The 17,244-nt window shown below is 38.1% G+C and carries 13 protein-coding genes; 11 read left to right on the forward strand and 2 right to left on the reverse strand.

The window, feature by feature from the left end:
* Positions 1–35: 35 nt before the first annotated feature.
* The 10 genes from CLV99_RS10910 (at position 36) to CLV99_RS10955 (ending at position 14,487) form a co-directional block, all read left to right on the forward strand.
* Positions 36–1,043, forward strand: coding sequence for a DUF6528 family protein (locus tag CLV99_RS10910; protein ID WP_133584526.1), 1,008 nt, complete (start codon positions 36–38; stop codon positions 1,041–1,043).
* Positions 1,025–2,149 carry a metallophosphoesterase gene (locus CLV99_RS10915; RefSeq protein WP_133584527.1) on the forward strand — a complete coding sequence of 375 codons (1,125 nt, stop codon included), beginning with the start codon at positions 1,025–1,027 and terminating at the stop codon, positions 2,147–2,149. The genes CLV99_RS10910 and CLV99_RS10915 overlap by 19 nt, the downstream gene beginning before the upstream one ends.
* A gap of 305 nt (positions 2,150–2,454) precedes the next feature.
* Positions 2,455–2,844 carry a dienelactone hydrolase family protein gene (locus CLV99_RS10920; RefSeq protein WP_133584528.1) on the forward strand — a complete coding sequence of 130 codons (390 nt, stop codon included), beginning with the start codon at positions 2,455–2,457 and terminating at the stop codon, positions 2,842–2,844.
* 311 nt (positions 2,845–3,155) lie between these two features.
* Positions 3,156–3,668, forward strand: coding sequence for an RNA polymerase sigma factor (locus tag CLV99_RS10925; RefSeq protein ID WP_133584529.1), 513 nt, complete (start codon positions 3,156–3,158; stop codon positions 3,666–3,668).
* 77 nt (positions 3,669–3,745) lie between these two features.
* Positions 3,746–4,753 carry a FecR family protein gene (locus CLV99_RS10930; RefSeq protein WP_133584530.1) on the forward strand — a complete coding sequence of 336 codons (1,008 nt, stop codon included), beginning with the start codon at positions 3,746–3,748 and terminating at the stop codon, positions 4,751–4,753.
* A 38-nt stretch (positions 4,754–4,791) separates the two neighbouring features.
* On the forward strand, positions 4,792–7,890 hold the full coding sequence (locus tag CLV99_RS10935; protein ID WP_133584531.1) for a SusC/RagA family TonB-linked outer membrane protein: 3,099 nt from the start codon (positions 4,792–4,794) through the stop codon (positions 7,888–7,890).
* Between the two features lie 10 nt (positions 7,891–7,900).
* The gene (locus CLV99_RS10940) at positions 7,901–9,583 is read left to right on the forward strand and encodes a RagB/SusD family nutrient uptake outer membrane protein (RefSeq protein ID WP_133584532.1); all 1,683 of its coding nucleotides are present in this window, start codon (positions 7,901–7,903) and stop codon (positions 9,581–9,583) included.
* Between the two features lie 38 nt (positions 9,584–9,621).
* Complete coding sequence (locus CLV99_RS10945) at positions 9,622–10,581, forward strand: hypothetical protein (protein WP_133584533.1); 960 nt, start codon at positions 9,622–9,624, stop codon at positions 10,579–10,581.
* Positions 10,582–10,708: 127 nt separating this feature from the next.
* Positions 10,709–12,613, forward strand: coding sequence for an FAD-dependent oxidoreductase (locus tag CLV99_RS10950; protein ID WP_133584534.1), 1,905 nt, complete (start codon positions 10,709–10,711; stop codon positions 12,611–12,613).
* Between the two features lie 32 nt (positions 12,614–12,645).
* Entirely contained in the window at positions 12,646–14,487 is a 1,842-nt protein-coding gene (locus CLV99_RS10955; RefSeq protein ID WP_211348507.1) for a carbon starvation CstA family protein, read from the forward strand.
* Positions 14,488–14,647: 160 nt separating this feature from the next.
* On the opposite strand, the gene CLV99_RS10960 is transcribed toward CLV99_RS10955, so the two are convergent.
* Entirely contained in the window at positions 14,648–15,415 is a 768-nt protein-coding gene (locus CLV99_RS10960; protein ID WP_133584535.1) for a carboxylesterase family protein, read from the reverse strand.
* A gap of 228 nt (positions 15,416–15,643) precedes the next feature.
* Here CLV99_RS10960 and CLV99_RS10965 point away from each other — a divergent pair, with 228 nt between their 5' ends.
* Positions 15,644–16,258 carry a hypothetical protein gene (locus CLV99_RS10965; RefSeq protein ID WP_133584536.1) on the forward strand — a complete coding sequence of 205 codons (615 nt, stop codon included), beginning with the start codon at positions 15,644–15,646 and terminating at the stop codon, positions 16,256–16,258.
* Here CLV99_RS10965 and CLV99_RS10970 read toward each other — a convergent pair whose 3' ends face one another.
* On the reverse strand, positions 16,259–17,200 hold the full coding sequence (locus tag CLV99_RS10970; protein ID WP_133584537.1) for an alpha/beta fold hydrolase: 942 nt from the start codon (positions 17,198–17,200) through the stop codon (positions 16,259–16,261).
* Positions 17,201–17,244: the final 44 nt, after the last annotated feature.

The following is a 17,244-nucleotide window of genomic DNA, read 5'->3' on the forward strand; positions in this document are numbered from 1 at the left end:
AATTGAATATTAGAGCAATTAAATAAACGATTATTATGAATACATCAAATAAAATATTAGTTATCAGCAAATTTATAGTATTAGTATTTCTTCTTTCGTCCTCATGTGCTGAGGGAGTACTCTCTGAAAGTCCAGCTTTGGAAAAATCGATCGGTGCGGATTTCCCGATAGCAATTACCAACCAAGGTGCAGGGCGTATACAGGTTTTTGATTCCGGATCCACAAATTGGAATACCAGTGCCGCGCTTCTGTGGTCATGGTATCCTAACTCTACAAATGGCTTTGCTGCTTCTACACCAGGTTGGGGTGCTCCATCTGATGTTAAGCTGAGAAACAACAGTTTTTTTGGCGGTCAGGTAATGGCTGTAGCCGATTCTCGAGGATTTTGCGCTCTAATTCCTTATCCTGCAGGAGATACAAAGTATTGGTCTGCCAATGTAGGGCTACCCGGTGCAGGGCTTCACAATCTTCATGCTATCGAGCTACTGCCCAATGGTAATACCGCCGTAGCAGCATCTAATGGTAGTTATGTACGTATCTATACTTCTTCTCAAGGCATCAGTTCATCCAGTTATGTAAGCTTTACCTTGAGTGATGCCCACGGTCTACTTTGGGACCCCGCCAACAATGTACTTTGGGTTTTGGGCGGTTCTGTTCTTACCGCATTAGAAATTACTGGTACTGCCGCGGCTCCCATAATAACAGAAAAGATGGCTTTTCGTGTTTCTTTACCATCAGCTGGAGGGCATGACCTTTATGCTTATTACGGAAATAATGACATTTTATGGGTCACCACTCATTATGGAGTATATCAATTTGACAAAGTCAGTAAGACATTTACAGCTGTAAGTGGTGCGGCATTTGGTACGGCTGTAAAGTCGATTGGGAATCAGCCATCGGGACACATTGTACAGGCCCGACCATCGACCTGTACTGACGGATGGAATACTAATACGGTTCAGTACTATAATCCAAGCCTTTCACGTACTATTACAGGAGCTTGCTTTTATAAAGCGCGTGTTTGGTGGCAGGAATATCAATAATTATTAAAAACAGGAAAATGAAATATCTTTTGATTAAAAAAATCTTACTTCTTTCTTTACTTTATATTTATAGCAGCTCCGTAGCTCAGGATCTACCTTCTGCTACGAACGCAGCTCCTTCGCTAAGTGAGGAAGGGAGCTATACTTGGATACTTTTGCCAGACCCCCAAACTTATTCCAAGTTTGGTCGCAACCAATCTATTTTTGTTAATATGATCGACTGGATAAACGATCAGAATGACAATCTAAACATTCAAATGGTTCTTTGTACAGGAGACCTTGTTGAACAAAATAATATTGTTATTCCTGACAGTATTAATGGAGATCAATCCAGTCACGCGCAATGGCAGTTTATTTCCAGTGCATTTTATAAACTAAATAATAAAGTACCTTATATTTTATGTACTGGAAATCATGATTATGGTACTAAAAGTGCTGAAAATCGTTATTCTCAATTTAATAGCTACTTTCCTCCTCAAATTAACCCTTTAAATGATAAAATAATATTAGAAACATTTCCCAACGCGGAAGGGGCTAATACATTAGAAAATGCAGCTTATGTGTGGGATGATCCTAGCGGTCGTTCTTTTCTGATCTTCTCATTGGAATTTGCACCCCGTATGGAAGTAATTAAATGGGCCGATAGTTTAGCAAAAGTGCCTCAGTATAAAGAGCATTTAGGCGTATTGCTCACACACAGCTATCTGAATTCTGATGGTAGACGAACCCATCAGGAAAATTATCCACTTAAGAATGCACACTATGGTAAAGTTATTTGGGATAAATTTGTATCACAGAGTCCCCAGGTGCAGTTTGTTTTCGCCGGCCATATTGCCAACAGCGATACCCATCGTGATCAGGTGGGCTATCGGCAGGATAAAAATGCACACGGTAAACCCGTTCATCAAATGCTTTTCAATGCTCAGCGAGAAGGAGGAGGTTGGCATGGCAATGGAGGCGATGGCTGGCTGCGAATTTTAGAGTTTATACCTCAACAGCGCAAAGTAAAAGTTAAAACTTTTTCACCTTACTTTTTCATATCACCTGGTATGAGATCAAATGCATGGCGAACTGCAGAGTATGATGAGTACGAGATGATTTATTAGTAGATAGAGAGGCTGCCTACAAAGATGGGCAGCCTCTTTTTAAAGACTATGGAAAACAGATTGTCGTACACTGCGGTGCCAATTGCAGATCGCATACTGTATACATTGTTTTCAGAGAAAGGTCTGCGATGAATTATGCAGTTAGCTAGTGCTTTATAAAGCTTATCAACACCCTATCCAACTAGCCTTTGATGCATTGATAAAACAAGGAGCAGCCCCACTAAAGATTGCTGTAACCAGTTATTGTTTTGGAGGTACTGGCGCGCTTGAAGCCAGCAGGACTTCCTTCCTAAGGTGTAGTCAGTATCCATGGCGGGTTGGCCCGTGCATCAGACCGATCAGTTTCGCCGATCAAAATTAAAGTCCTGGTCGAGCACCCAGCAGAATACAAGTCCATCAGCAAAAAAGACTACGATAATTTTATTGTCGAGATAAATACCGCAAAAGCAGATTGGCAGATCATCACCTATGCCAATTGTGGGCATATCTTTACCAAGCCTGAGTCGGCCGATTACAATTCCCTGATGGGCCAAAGAGCTTGGAAACACACGCTTCTTTTTTTAGGGGAATTATATAAAAGTAGCGAAATGCAGTATTTAGCCATTAAACTATTTAACATAGACCATGACGGATATCCAAGACTGACTCCATGTCAATTTTCCACACAGTGTGTGGGAAATGTTATCATCTGTTGATGTTGTATAGATTCAACAACTTGTCTGCCCGCTAGCCAATACAATTTTATTTAAAAACTTGAGAAGGATTTGTGGTACACATGTTTGAAAATACAATCGCAAATTATCAAAAATCGTAGAATTTGGTAAATTATATTAATATCGTTGATTTCCTATACGATTGATTATAGAATCTTTGCTTTATTAAAAGGTATTTTTATATTTATTCACTAATTAAACTTTACAACCTTGAAAATCATGAGGTGTTAAAGAGTATTATGAACAATCCGGCAAGAGATATTGTAGACTAATTATTGAATCGAAGAATCATTATGTATTTAGAAATTGACGAAGAGAGTTTTAAGGAAGTATTCAACAAATACTATGATAGAATTTATTCAGGATTTTATAAAAAAACACAATCGTATGAAGTAGCTCAGGATTTAAGTCAGCAAACCTTTATTAAGTTTTGGAAATACCGTGATACTTATACTGTAGATTTAACGATCGAAATTCAGTTATTTAGGAAGGGTAAGTTGGTTTTTATTGATTGGTTGAGAAAAGAAGCAAAAGAAAGGCAATTGATTGATAATTTAAAACGAAACGATACAATCCCTATGAATGACCTCTCATTGGATATGAGGGATTCCTTAAATCACGCTATAAGTCAATTATCGGCCGTTAGAAGAGAAGTATTTAAATTGGCTTATATTGAAGGATATTCACATAAGGAAATTGCTGAAAAAATGAATATTTCTGTTAGAACAGTAGAAACTCATATCTATAAATCCGTTCAACAATTAAGGAAAGTCCTCGCCTTAATTTACATTCTTCTTCATATCTGAAAAATAAATCTTTTTTCGAGTACGTAATTATGCTTTATCAAACGTATATAAGTGTAAAGTGACTCAAATTATAAACTGTGAAAAAAGATTTATTAAAAAAATTCATGTCTAATCAATGTCCTTATGGGGAGTGTGAGTCTATAGCGCGCTTTCTAGAAGAGAATGAATATGAGCTAGATAAAATTGATATTTTTGAAGATCTTCAAAAATCAGAATTGATTTCCATTTCACAAAAGGAAAAGAATAGAGTCTTTAAATTGATTGAGCCTAAACGCAATAAATTCGTTGTTTTTAAAAGAGTATTGGCGGCGGCTTCAGTATTATTATTTATTGCTTTTTCATTTTATTTTTTTAGAGAAAATGAAAAAAATAAAGAGACTGTAGCCCAAGTTTGGATAAGTATTGTAAATACTAAGGGAATCAATCAATGCTATGTCTTACCGGATAGCAGTCGAGTAAACCTCAATCCAGGCTCCCACATATCTTATCGTGCTGATTTTGCTAAAAATCGGGAAGTAATTCAAAAAGAAGGCGACGTTACTTATAGTGTTTTTCCAAATGAAAAAAGTCCATTTCGAGTAGTCAACCAAGGGGTTCAAACTAGAGCTATTGGTACAATGTTTAGAATATCAGCTTATGACGAAGATCATTTGATGGTTAAGTTATTGGAAGGGAAGATCGTGGTAGAGGATTATAATGAAAAATATCCGGAGAAAGTAATTTTAAAGGAACCAGCTACGCTGCTTATCAATATTGCAAATTTTAGTCATAAACTAGTTCGTGACAGGGGTATTTCTACAAAGCAAACACGGTTCAGGAAAGGAGCTGAAATTCTACCACCTAATAGTTCAATCGCTTGGTCAAACCGGCTTGTAGAATTTAAAGGCGTTTCGAATGCTGATCTTTTCAGTATTATGGAGCATTTATTCGCTGTACATATTGCAGTAGAGAATCCGGAAATTGAAAGGGGCAATTTTACTGGTAAATTATATCAAGATGATAATTTAGAGGATTTGTTAGAGATATTCTGTCAGATAAATGGATGTAGATATACCATTCAAGACAACATAATAAAAATTAAATAATTTTTAACTAACCATCATTATAAACAAATTTTACTGATATGAGAAGTAAAGTAATTTACCCAATGCTAATTTATGGGCTATTCTCACTTTTTCAAGAAGCTCATTCACAGAACAACATTCGTGCTACTGGAAAAGTAATGTCAACAGAAGGTGAGGCAATCTCCAGTGTAACAATCGAAGTCCAAAATGTGGCTACCAAGAAAAAGGAAATCTTTCATTCAAATGAAGAAGGGGTTTTTAATTTAAGTAATTTAGCCGTGAATGGAGTATACAATATTTATACGCATCATATTGGCTTTCAGGTTGATTCTATCGTTAATTTTACCCCCAAAATCAATCAGACCAATAGTATCCTAATTCGCTTGCGTCCGGATAATACAAGTCTTGACGAGGTTGTTGTCATCGGTTATGGTACTATTCAGAAGAAAGATTTGACGGGCGCAATTTCGACTTTGGATGGAAAAGATATTGCTTCTAGAAAGACGACACAATTATCTCAGGCTCTACAAGGTGCAATTCCGGGGGTAATGGCAACAAGAAATAATAGTGCTCCAGGTGCGGCGGCCACTATAAGAGTTCGAGGCATTACTACAATAACTGACGGTGGATTAAATCCACTGATTATTTTAGATGGAGTCCCTATAAGCGGTTTAGATCAGGTCAACCCGAATGATGTAGAAAATGTAACAGTGTTAAAAGATGCTGCTTCAGCTTCAATTTACGGTTCACGAGCTGCTGCAGGGGTTATTTTAATTACATCAAAAAGAGGAAAAGAAGGAGTCCTATCATTAGATTATAACACTGATCTCGGATTTGAAACACCGACCCAACTTCCTGAATATGTAGGAGCACAAAGATATCTTCAATTGGTTAATGAGCTACGTTGGAACGACAATAACAATAATCAAAATGAGTATCCTATTTATGCGAAGGATCTAGTTGAAAATTACAATAACTTAAATTTAGAAAATCCGAATCTTTATCCGATTACAGACTGGCAAAGCATTCTATTAAAAAAGCGAGCAAGCCGCCAATCGCATCAGTTGTCTGTGGCCGGATCAGGTAAAAACCTAAGAACACGATTCTCCTTGGGTTATGATGATACAGATGCATTATATGTGCACAGGAACTATGAAAGACTTACCTCGAGACTTAATAATAATATAGACGTTACCGATTATCTGTCAGCGGTAGTTGATTTGAGTTTCAAACGGACAACGGACAATCGACCTTCAATAGATCCAATGTATAGAATGGGGATAACAGCCCCAATATACGCAGGAATGTGGGATGATGGCCGAGTGGCCGCGGGTAAAGATGGAGATAATATTTATGGCATGTTGACCGAAGGCGGTCAAACTAAGTATCAGTATACACAGTTTGGGGGAAAAGTAGGGTTGGATCTTAAGCCGCTGGATGGCTTAACTTTAACAGGTGTTATAGCACCTATGTTTAACTTTGATCGGACAAAGGCATTTCGAAAGAAAGTACCTTATACTGCTTGGAATAATCCCGAACAAAGACTTGGCTATATAAACGGTTACGAAACCACTAAGCTTACAGAGAGCAGAGTTGAGAGTTATCAATACACCACACAATTTTTGGCGAATTACACGAAAGGGTTTGGTAAGCATAATTTGAATTTACTTGGCGGGTATGAGTTTTTTTATTATTACAATGAGGACTTATCAGCATCCCGAGATCAATACCTGCTTAGTAGTTACCCTTATTTAGATTTAGGACCATTAGAATTTCGCGACAACTCAGGATCAGCATATGAAAATGCTTATCGCTCCTATTTCGGACGAGCGATGTACAACTTTGCAAATAAGTATTTTATTCAAGCTAATATCCGTTACGATGGATCATCTCGGTTTGCTAAAGAATACCGTTGGGGGATGTTTCCATCGGTATCAGCGGGATGGTCGATATCAGAAGAAAATTTCATGAAGGATATATCGTGGCTAGATTTCTTAAAAGTTCGTGCTTCCTATGGTACATTAGGCAATGAACGTATCGGTAACTATCCTTACCAATCCTTAATTGAATTTTCTAACGGAGCGCTATTTTATAACGGGAATACCGCTGTTTCTGCTCAATCCGCCTCGCAATGGCAGTATGCTATTCGAGACATCACGTGGGAGAAAACGGAGTCTTACGATCTGGGGCTAGATTTTACGGGATTAAGCAATCGGTTTAATGCGACATTCGATGTGTATAAAAAGATAACTAGCGATATGTTGTTGGCTTTACAGATACCAAGCTTTATTGGTTTTAATAATCCAAATCAAAATACGGGAAAAATGAATACCAAAGGATGGGAATTGGCATTGGGCTGGAAGGATAAAGTCAATAAGTTAAAATATGCAGTTTCCTTTAATATTTCCAATTTTAAATCGGTAATGGGTGATTTGGGAGGAACTGAATTTCTAGGGGATCAAGTGAAAAAGGAGGGAAGTGAGTTCAATGAATGGTACGGTTATCTTTCAGATGGATTATTTCAAAATACGGATGAGGTTACCAATTCACCTGTTTTAAATGCTAACGTTAAGCCCGGAGATATAAAATACAAAGATATTTCAGGACCAGACGGTGTTCCAGACGGTAAGATTTCCCCTGAATATGATAGAGTCTTTTTAGGAGGCTCTTTACCACAATATTTGTATGGCGGTCAGATAAGCTTAGGTTACGGTGGTCTAGCTTTAAATGTTGTTGTGCAAGGTGTCGGAAAACAGAAGACACGCCAAACAATAGACATGATCCAGCCTTACCAACAAAATTGGGGGAATTTTCTTTCGATACTCGATGGCAATACCTGGAGTAGATACAATTCAGATGAAGAAAATGAGAATGCAAAATACCCACGTTATTCCAATACCTCTGCATCGAATAACTACGCCATGTCCGATTTTTGGATGATCAATGGCAAGTATTTTCGTCTCAAGTCGGTTAATCTTTCTTATCAGATTCCAGAGGTATTTCTCGCAAAATATGCTATAAAGGGATTAGGATTATCATTTACTGCAAATGATATTTTAACTGTCAATAAATTTCCGAAGGGCTGGGATCCCGAAATGACCTCATTTACTTATCCTATTACAGCTTCGTATCTATTTGGAATTAATGTCAAATTTTAATTTAATGATCATGAAAAGTAAATTTTTATACCTATGGTTATCTCTGTTTCTGTTTTCATGTCAGAAACTAGATTTAAATCCATTATCTCAAGGATCCAGCGAAACATGGAATTCTGATGCGGACGAAATTGTTATGTCATTAAATGATTTATATCGCGAAGCTCTTTGGAAGAAGGATGCCGATGAGTGGACTGATGATTGGATCAATCGGGATGGTTTAACTGATATTACAAATGCTACCATAAACGGGCAGACTAATTTTGTCATTACAAATTGGAATGATACTTATAAGGCTATTGCTCGCGCAAATATAGTTTTAGAGAGTATGGAAAGAGCGGGAGGCAAGATGACTGAAAATCAGCTCAACATGTATAGAGCTGAAGCGAGATTTGTTCGCGCGTGTATGTATTCTTATTTATTGAGCCATTTTAGAAATGTTGTATATACAGACAAGACACTTACCATAGAAGAAGCGTTGCAAAAGGGGCAAATCAGTCCAGATGAATTGTTAGTTAAGATTTACGAAGATTTTGATTTTGCCATTAGTAATTTGAGAGAATCTTTTAGTTCCAATGAATTAAAAAGAGCAACCAAAGGAGCGGCCATGGCTATGAAAGCCCGAATAGCGCTTTATATGGGCGATCATAGTACTGCTAAGACCGCTGCTAAAGCTTGTATGGATTTAGGATTGTACAAATTGCATACTGATTTTGGAAGTTTGTTTTTATCTAGAACGAAGCAATCTTCAGAATCTATATTCTTATTGCCGCGATCAATTGCTCTAGGTGTTACAGTAAGTGGTAGACAATCTTATGTGTCCAGAAATGCTGGCGGTTGGGCCCAGTTTGACCCTTCTTGGGATTTATTATTCTCTTTTTTAGGATCAGATGGACTTCCTGTAGACCAGTCTCCATTGTTTGACCCAAAGAATCCATTTGTCAATAGGGATCCGCGCTGTGCAGAGACAATTGTACCTTTCGGTTCTGCTCATCTAGATTATATTTTTGACCCACATCCATTATCTCTAAAGACTAGAAAAGTGTCAACAGGTTTGGATGTGACTAATAATGATAATAGAGCTGTTGCGACTTACGCGTCATTCAATGGATTAGTCTGGAAAAAGGGAGTTGATTCAGATTGGTTGTTGAACTCTTGGCGAGTCGAACCAGATAATATTATCATTCGTTTTGCAGACGTATTACTGATTTATGCAGAAGCAAAAATTGAACTTAATGAAATTGATGATTCCGTTCTGGACGCTATAAATGAGGTTAGGGCGAGAGCTTATAAGGTTGATAAATCGTCTACGGGTTATCCAAGGGTTACCACCACAGTTCAATCTGAGCTTCGAAAAGCACTTCGCATCGAAAGAAGAATGGAATTTGCATTCGAAGGCCTACGTTATATGGATATAATTAGATGGAAAATAGCAGAAAAAGTATTGAATAAACCCAATTACGGATTGTTAGATCCAGTGGATTTAGTTGCAAAGGTAGTTAATACGGGCAAGTGGTTCATCCCAGCAGCCCCAACTATCGATGCCGATGGCGTAGCTGATATAACACCCTTTTATACACAGGGGCTTGTTAAGCAGATTGCATTAAGAAAATTTGACGCCAAAAAGCAATATCTGTGGCCGATTCCATCTACAGAGGTTTTAACAAGTGGGCTTCAGCAAAATCCAAACTATTAATAATTAAGGGGTAACGTGTCAAAATTATCTTGAGTTAAATGATTAAAACAGGATTTGTCTATTTGATTTTGAGTTTGAATAGTTTGTTGCTATTTTCTCAGTCTTGGGATTCATTAAAGAAAGAAAAAGATCCCATATTTTCTTTCACTGTAAATGATACCCTTAGCTTTCCGATTTACATTGTAGAAAATGTATCTGATAAGGGAAGGTACTACGCAGCAAAATTGCAGACCAATGTATGTAATGATCAAATTTGTCTACCTATTGAGGTCAATTTGTTTTGGGATCTCTTAGGGAATTTTCATCATTTTAGTAGAGAGTCAGGTTTCAACTTTACCAAGTTTGATCATCAATATTTTGATGAGTCTGATTATGATAAGCTGAATCAGATTCTACTGGATAGTTTATCTCCACTACGAGACTATGCTGTCGAAGATTTACTTGATAAGAGTGAGAAAAAGTTTTCCGTTCAGATCGATGCGGTTACGAGACCTACTTCCAAGCTTTTTTCTACTGTAACAGTACCTGGTGCCCTTTATACGGTTTACACGCTTTGGCATATTGTTAATGGCCCGATAAAACTTAAGTTGAATGATTACACGAACAAAGAATACACTAGTAGAAAGTGGCAGCATTATTTTGCCACCTCTCAATTGCCCATATATCAGGAGTATTTTTTAAAAAATATCACCATTCAAGATTTAGAATATCTTAAGGGAGATGTAATTAATTTGCTTTTTGCCGAGGATGATTTCATTCCTCATTACGTCATTGATATACTAGCGCCAAGTACATTTAATACTCCAAAAGAATATAATATCATATTAAGACGGTTGGAACAATTGAAAGGACATGTCGTAACAGAAATATTGAATTCAATCACCGCACTTGATAGTGAATCTAAAGAGTTAATTACAAAATACAAAGATGGTTCAAAGGCGTCTCCAAAGCAGAAAGAAATAATAAAAAGAATTTTAAATCATGAAGTATCCAAATAATGATTTTACGAAGTCATTACAACCTTCAATGCATTAGAAATATCATTTATACTAGAGTGGGAGATAGTGTATATAGTAGTCGAATGCAATCGTGTCTAATAACAGTTAATAATCAAATCTTAAAAATATGAAAAATAACAGAAGAGACTTTTTAAAGGCGATCGGTATTGGATCAGGAGCACTATTGGCCGATCCAGTTATTGCTAAAACTTTGTCGAAAAAGGATATTGAAGCAATTCAATTAAAAGGACCAGAATCCGTTTTTGCTATCAGAGAGATGGAGACAGACTATGTTGTAGTCGGAGGGGGGATGGCTGGTTATTGTAATGCTTTAGCAGCTGCTAGAAATGGACTGAAAGTCGTGTTTATACAGAATAGGTCCCGGTTAGGCGGCAATGCGAGTTCCGAAATCCGGATGCATATTTGTGGAGCTACCCAGCTCGGACAAGTGTGGCGCGAGACAGGATTACTTGAGGAAGTGATGCTTACCGAGTCTTATACCAATCCACAAAGATGTTGGGAAATGTTAGACTATGTTATGTATGATAAGATCGTGTCAAACCCCAATATCACTTTGCTTTTTGATACGATGTTATATGATGCGACTACAAAGGGAAGCAAAATTACCGAAATACAAGCTTATTGTTCTCAAACAGAAGAAATATACAATGTGAGAGCTAAATATTTTGCAGATTGTACAGGTGATGGGACTTTGGCAGCAGTCGCTGGTGCTGAGTTTATGCGAGGCCGAGAAGCCAAATCAGAGTTCAATGAACCTTTGGGACTTGAAACCAGAGATGATATTACGATGGGCAATAGTCTGTTATTTCAATCGCAAGAGCATGATAAGCCGATGCCTTTCATAGCGCCAAGTTGGGCTAGAAAATATAAATTTTCTGATTTCAAACACCGGAAAATTCATTCTTGGGAATACGGTTATTGGTGGATAGAATTAGGAGGATTAGAAAATATTGTACATGACGGGCAAAAAATAAGACATGATCTGATGGCTGTTGTCTTTGGTGTTTGGGATTATATTAAAAATTCAGGAAACCATCCAGAATCTGCCAATTGGGCTCTGTCATGGTTTGGGTCTATACCCGGAAAGAGAGAAAGCCGGAGGATTACAGGAGATTATATTATGACTCAAAATGATATTCTCAAGTTAGAAAATTTTGAAGACAGAGTAGCTTATGGAGGTTGGCCGTTAGACGATCATCTTCCGGCAGGAATGGATGATACTTCACTTAGTCCATTCAGGGCGATTGCACTTAAGGGACCCTATTCCATACCACTAAGAAGTCTCTATAGTAAAACGCACGAAAATTTAGTGATGGCTGGTCGAAATATATCCGTGACACACGTCGCTTTATCTACAACGCGTGTTATGGCAACTTGCGCGACGATGGGACAAGCTATCGGTACAGCAGTAGCATTATGCGTCAAAGACGGCTTGACGCCGCGGCAATTAGCCAGTAATAAGTCCAAGCTTAAAGCGTATCAACAGCTATTACTACGACAAGATCAAGCTATTCTAAATATTAAGAATGAAGACCCTTTAGATTTGGCCAGACAAGCAAAGGTTTCTGCCTCTGCTTTTATACCAGGGTTTGAGGCCCAAAAAGTTATAGATGGGTATAATCGGGATGTGCAGGATGGAGACAGTCATCAGTGGAGAGCCAATATCGCTAATCGCGAACAATATATTGAGTTGAGTTGGGGCAAATCACAAAAGATCAGAGAAGTTGAGATTACTTTTGATTCTGGATTGAACAGGCACTTACGTCTTTCAGGAGAGTATGGAACGATGAGAAACCAAAAAAGAGGGGCTCAACCTGAGATGTTGAAAGAATATGTAGTAGAACTTTATAACGGAAACTCATTGGTAAAAAAAGAAGAGATTACGAACAATATTCTGAGAAAAGTAGTTCATAGTTTTGAAGGCCTGAATGTTGATAGAGTTCGCTTGGTAGCGCAGAAGGCACATCAAGATGAAAATGCTCGAGTATTCGAAATCAGATGTTATGCCTAGAAAAGAAATAAGAACAATCAAAAGGAGTTATCATGATTGACTTAAACGGAATAAATGCACTGACATTAATATTTTCTGCGCTCCTGATTTTTGCCATTGCTTATCGGTTTTACGGCGTTTTTATTGCCAATAAGATACTAAGGCTAAATGCAAAGAATGTGACACCGGCTGTCGAATTTGCCGATGGCCAGGATTACATAAAGACAGATAGAAGAGTGCTATTTGGTCATCACTTTGCAGCTATTGCTGCCGCAGGTCCACTAGTTGGACCTGTTTTAGCAGCTCAATTTGGATATCTGCCAGGTACTTTATGGATACTGATCGGTTGTGTTTTAGGAGGAGGCGTACACGATATGGTTGTACTTTTTGCTTCGGTAAGGCATAAAGGTGAAAGCTTAGCAACTATTGCCTCTAAAGAGGTCTCAAACCCTATTGGAGCCATTGCAGGGATAGCAGTGCTTTTTATTTTGGTTTTAACCTTAGCAGGATTATCATTAGCCTGTATCTCGGCAATGCATGAGGCTCCCTGGTCTTTGTTTACTATAATTTTAACGATGCCAATAGCCATTATTATGGGATTGATAATGCGTTATAAACAAGGGTCCGTAACTTTTGCGAGTTTTCTAGGAGGAGCATTACTTATAATTGGTATTATTTCTGGACAGCACCTTATGTCCATACCTGTAATTGCAAATCTTTTTAATTGGAGTAGTAGTACGATCTCCATTGCAATAGCATTTTATGGATTTTTGGCATCCGTTCTCCCAGTCTGGTTATTACTGGTCCCGAGAGACTATCTTTCAACATATCTTAAGATTGGGACTATCCTTATGCTGGCCATTGGGATAATTTTTGTAGCCCCTACTATTCAAATGCCAGCTTTAACCGATTTTATAAATGGAGGCGGCCCAGTTATAGGCGGACCTGTATTACCATTTATCTTTATCGTTATTGCTTGCGGCGCCATTTCTGGTTTTCATGCTATCATTGCCACAGGTACAACACCTAAAATGATTGGCAACGAGCGAGAGATTCTATTTGTTGGTTATGGCGCCATGCTTGTAGAGGGGTTTGTAGCACTTATGGCTTTGATTGCAGCTTGTACCTTGATGCCAGGAGATTATTTTGCTATCAATACCCCCGTAGCTTACTATCAAGATTTCCTGACAGAATACCCAGAACTTCATACAGTAGACTTACCATATTTTATAGATAAAATAGGCTTGGATCTATATGGGCGCACAGGTGGAGCCGTTTCACTTGCTGTTGGGATGGCACATATATTTGATAAAGTACCATTCATGAATGATGTATTGGCCTACTGGTATAATTTTGCTATTATGTTTGAAGCCGTATTTATATTGACTGCCATAGATGCCGGTACACGGGTAGGACGTTTCTTTTTGCAGGAGATGTTAGGGACATTATTACCTCAATTTAAGAATAAAAATTGGTGGCCCGGTGTTATTATATGCAGTGCTGCGTTTACTTTCTCTTGGGGATATCTAGTTTATACAGGTAATGTAAGCAGTATTTGGCCTTTATTTGGAATTTCTAATCAACTTTTAGCCGCATGCGGATTGATCGTATGCACGACCATGCTTATCCGCATGAATAGGAAATTCTATGCTCTCTGTGCGGCGATTCCAGGCATATTCATGGTAATTGTCACATTTTGGGCTGGTTATATCCAAGTGATTCACATGTATCTTCCCAAAGAACAGTATCTTTTGGGTGGTTTGGCTGCCATTGCTATGTTATTAATGGCTATTGTATTTACAGGTGCATTCGTAAAATGGTTTTATTTGTTAAGATCACCTGGAACAATATTAGATGCATACGGCGATGAGGTTAAGTGTTTAGTGGATAGATAATCGTTCACTCTTAATAATTTGAAGCGAGAGATAAGGCTATGCCTAGAGTAAGGAATTCAAAGGACTTAATCATCAGCTTGATCAATCGACCTCTTTCTGAACTGTCAAGGATTCCTTGACAGTTGAGTTTTCTTCCGATTCTCCTTAATTTCTTTCAGGATCATTTTTTTTTTATTTCTAAAATACGAGACAAATTCGGCTTCCTTTGTTTTAGCAGCCACTGATAGATATCGGGATTAGTTTCGTATAGATATTGGATACCGTGACCTTCACCTTCGAGTCGATGAAAGATAATATTCCCCTCACATTTTTTTAGACCATTGACTATCCTTTCGGTTTCCTGTATGGATATATCTTTATCTGCAGTTCCGTGATATGTCAGGATCGGAATATCTTTGAGTACGCAGATTCGAGAAGTATCGCTATCATTCACCCCACCACATAGTGGCACGATAGCAGCAATCTTGTCAGAGTGATCCAATGCGGCAATATATGTCCCGTAGCCTCCCATACTTATCCCTGTCACATACACACGGCTTTTATCCACGCGGTAGTTTGAAATTACTTCATTGTAGAGCGGATCAAACCAATTTTCTGTAGACCAGTATTTGCCATCTGGGCATTGAGGAGCGATAATAATGAAGTCGAATTCCTTACCCTGATCTGCTAGATAGGGAAGACCATAGATCTTTAGTTTTTCTAGATCATTTCCCTTCTGTGAGCCACCATGTAGATAGATTACCAGAGGATAACTGGACGTGTCCGTATTATACTTTTCAGGTAGGTAGGTGAGGTGTTTATAATTGACTTTTGCTTTTTCTTGGGCAATTGATAGCGCCGAGTAAAAGCAAAATGCAATAATCGAAAGAACACGAATTGATGAACAACTCTTTGAACTGAAAATTCTGAAGAAAGATTTGATTTCCATTTTAACCAACATGTTTTATTTTGCAAAATAGCTTATTTAAATTAAAGCTCCGCGAATTTGAGGGGGTAAAAGACGAGATGGAATTGTACCTCCGCTGTCTTCAAAAATAGCCAAAAACAGGGATTCAAAAGACGGATATAAGTTGCGAATTTTGCATTTAAGATAGTTTTGGTTCAAGATTAAAAGCAAGTAAAACTATAAGCAGATACAACTAAAATTTATACGTAAATGAATTTATCTTATTTTAAAATGGCAACCCTATGTGCCACGTTAACCTTTTCGCTAGGCATGACAACTCTTGTTTCCTGCAATCCACCCAAAACATCGACCAGCGATGAAAAAACAAACACCAATACACCAAATGTAGAAAACCTGGTTTCCGATTCGTTGAAAGTAGAGAATCTCGCAATAGAACTCAAGAAATTAAAACCTCTAAGCGAAGCTGAATTTAAAGACAAGTTCACTAAAATATTCGATGGTTTTCAACTTACCGATGTACAAGCTTATGAGGATAACGAAAAAGGCTCATCGGCTTATGCAATGTATGAAAACGGTGAAAATCACATTTATCTTTCGATAGCTGATGGAGCAGGTGTAGGCGCAGAAAAGGTGAGAGAAAATATGATAAGCTATCTGGAAATAAAGAAAGATGTACAGCCAGGCGATAAAACTACCATTATAGAATACAAAGGCTGGCAGTCATTTTTTGATGAGAGTATGTTTGAAAGTGATAAGATGACGGCAATTCATTACCTGGAAGGGAATAGGTATAATGTTGTAGCTCAGGGAACAGGCGTCACACTAGCTGAGATAAAGAGCTTTTTGGATAAATTAAGCTTATAATCACAGAAAGGCGTCCAACTCTGCTACAATTCGTTTAGATTGCGTATGATGCAGATAATGAGAACCGGGCAATAAGACTAGTTTTCCCTTATCCACGCTGTTGGCTTGCTCTTGGTGCAGTGCTGTCCAGCCTTTGACAGCCGAGTTTTCATCAGCAAATAATAAAACCGGCAAATGCTTCGGGAAAGCTAGTTCTTGAGCGTCTTTAAAACTATTAGTCAATGATGCGGCTTCCCGGTGCAAAGTATTGTTTCCCGTTACTTTCATCGTAATCATGTGCTGTTGTTCAAAACGCTGTACTTCTGATTCGTCCTTAGGTTTTTCATTTCCAAAAAACGTTAGTACTGCACGTACTACACCTGCCTTGGCCAAAAAATCCAAGGGTGCCGAATTATAACCCGGCCAAGGTTGAGTTGGCACACTCGTATCAATCCCCACAAAAGCGGTTGCTTCACCCGGATATCTGTTGATGTATGCCAAGCTGTACAGTCCAGCAATGGAATGCCCCATCAGTATAAATCGGTTTAGATTTAATTGCTTCACCACCTCGTGGATCTCTTCCGCCATATTATTCAGACTGCGTTCACGATTTGTTTCACTGCTCAATCCGTACCCATAAGGTTCGATCGTGATCACAGTATATTTTTTGTCTAATTCCCTGATCAATGGTTCAAAATCCAATCTTGGGCTTGCCGTTCCAAATCCCGTGAGCAATACAATCGTGTCTGCACCGTGTCCATCGATTGTCGTATTCATTGTACCGTCAAAAACCTTTATTTTTTGACCATAATCTTCAATTTTATCCGCTTCGCTGCTCAAATTGATTTGATGAATCACAAATGTTGCGACGAGCACCATAGCGATTATCACTACCATTCCGATGATTGTCTTCAAGAATATTTTTGATATTCTCTTTATGAGCGAAGGACGGTTTTTATCCATTTTTTTATTTCGGTATGATTTTACAGAATTACAGCTTCAATACT

This window comes from Sphingobacterium yanglingense, from assembly GCF_004363245.1.
In the GTDB taxonomy this organism is placed as follows: Bacteria; Bacteroidota; Bacteroidia; order Sphingobacteriales; family Sphingobacteriaceae; genus Sphingobacterium; species Sphingobacterium yanglingense.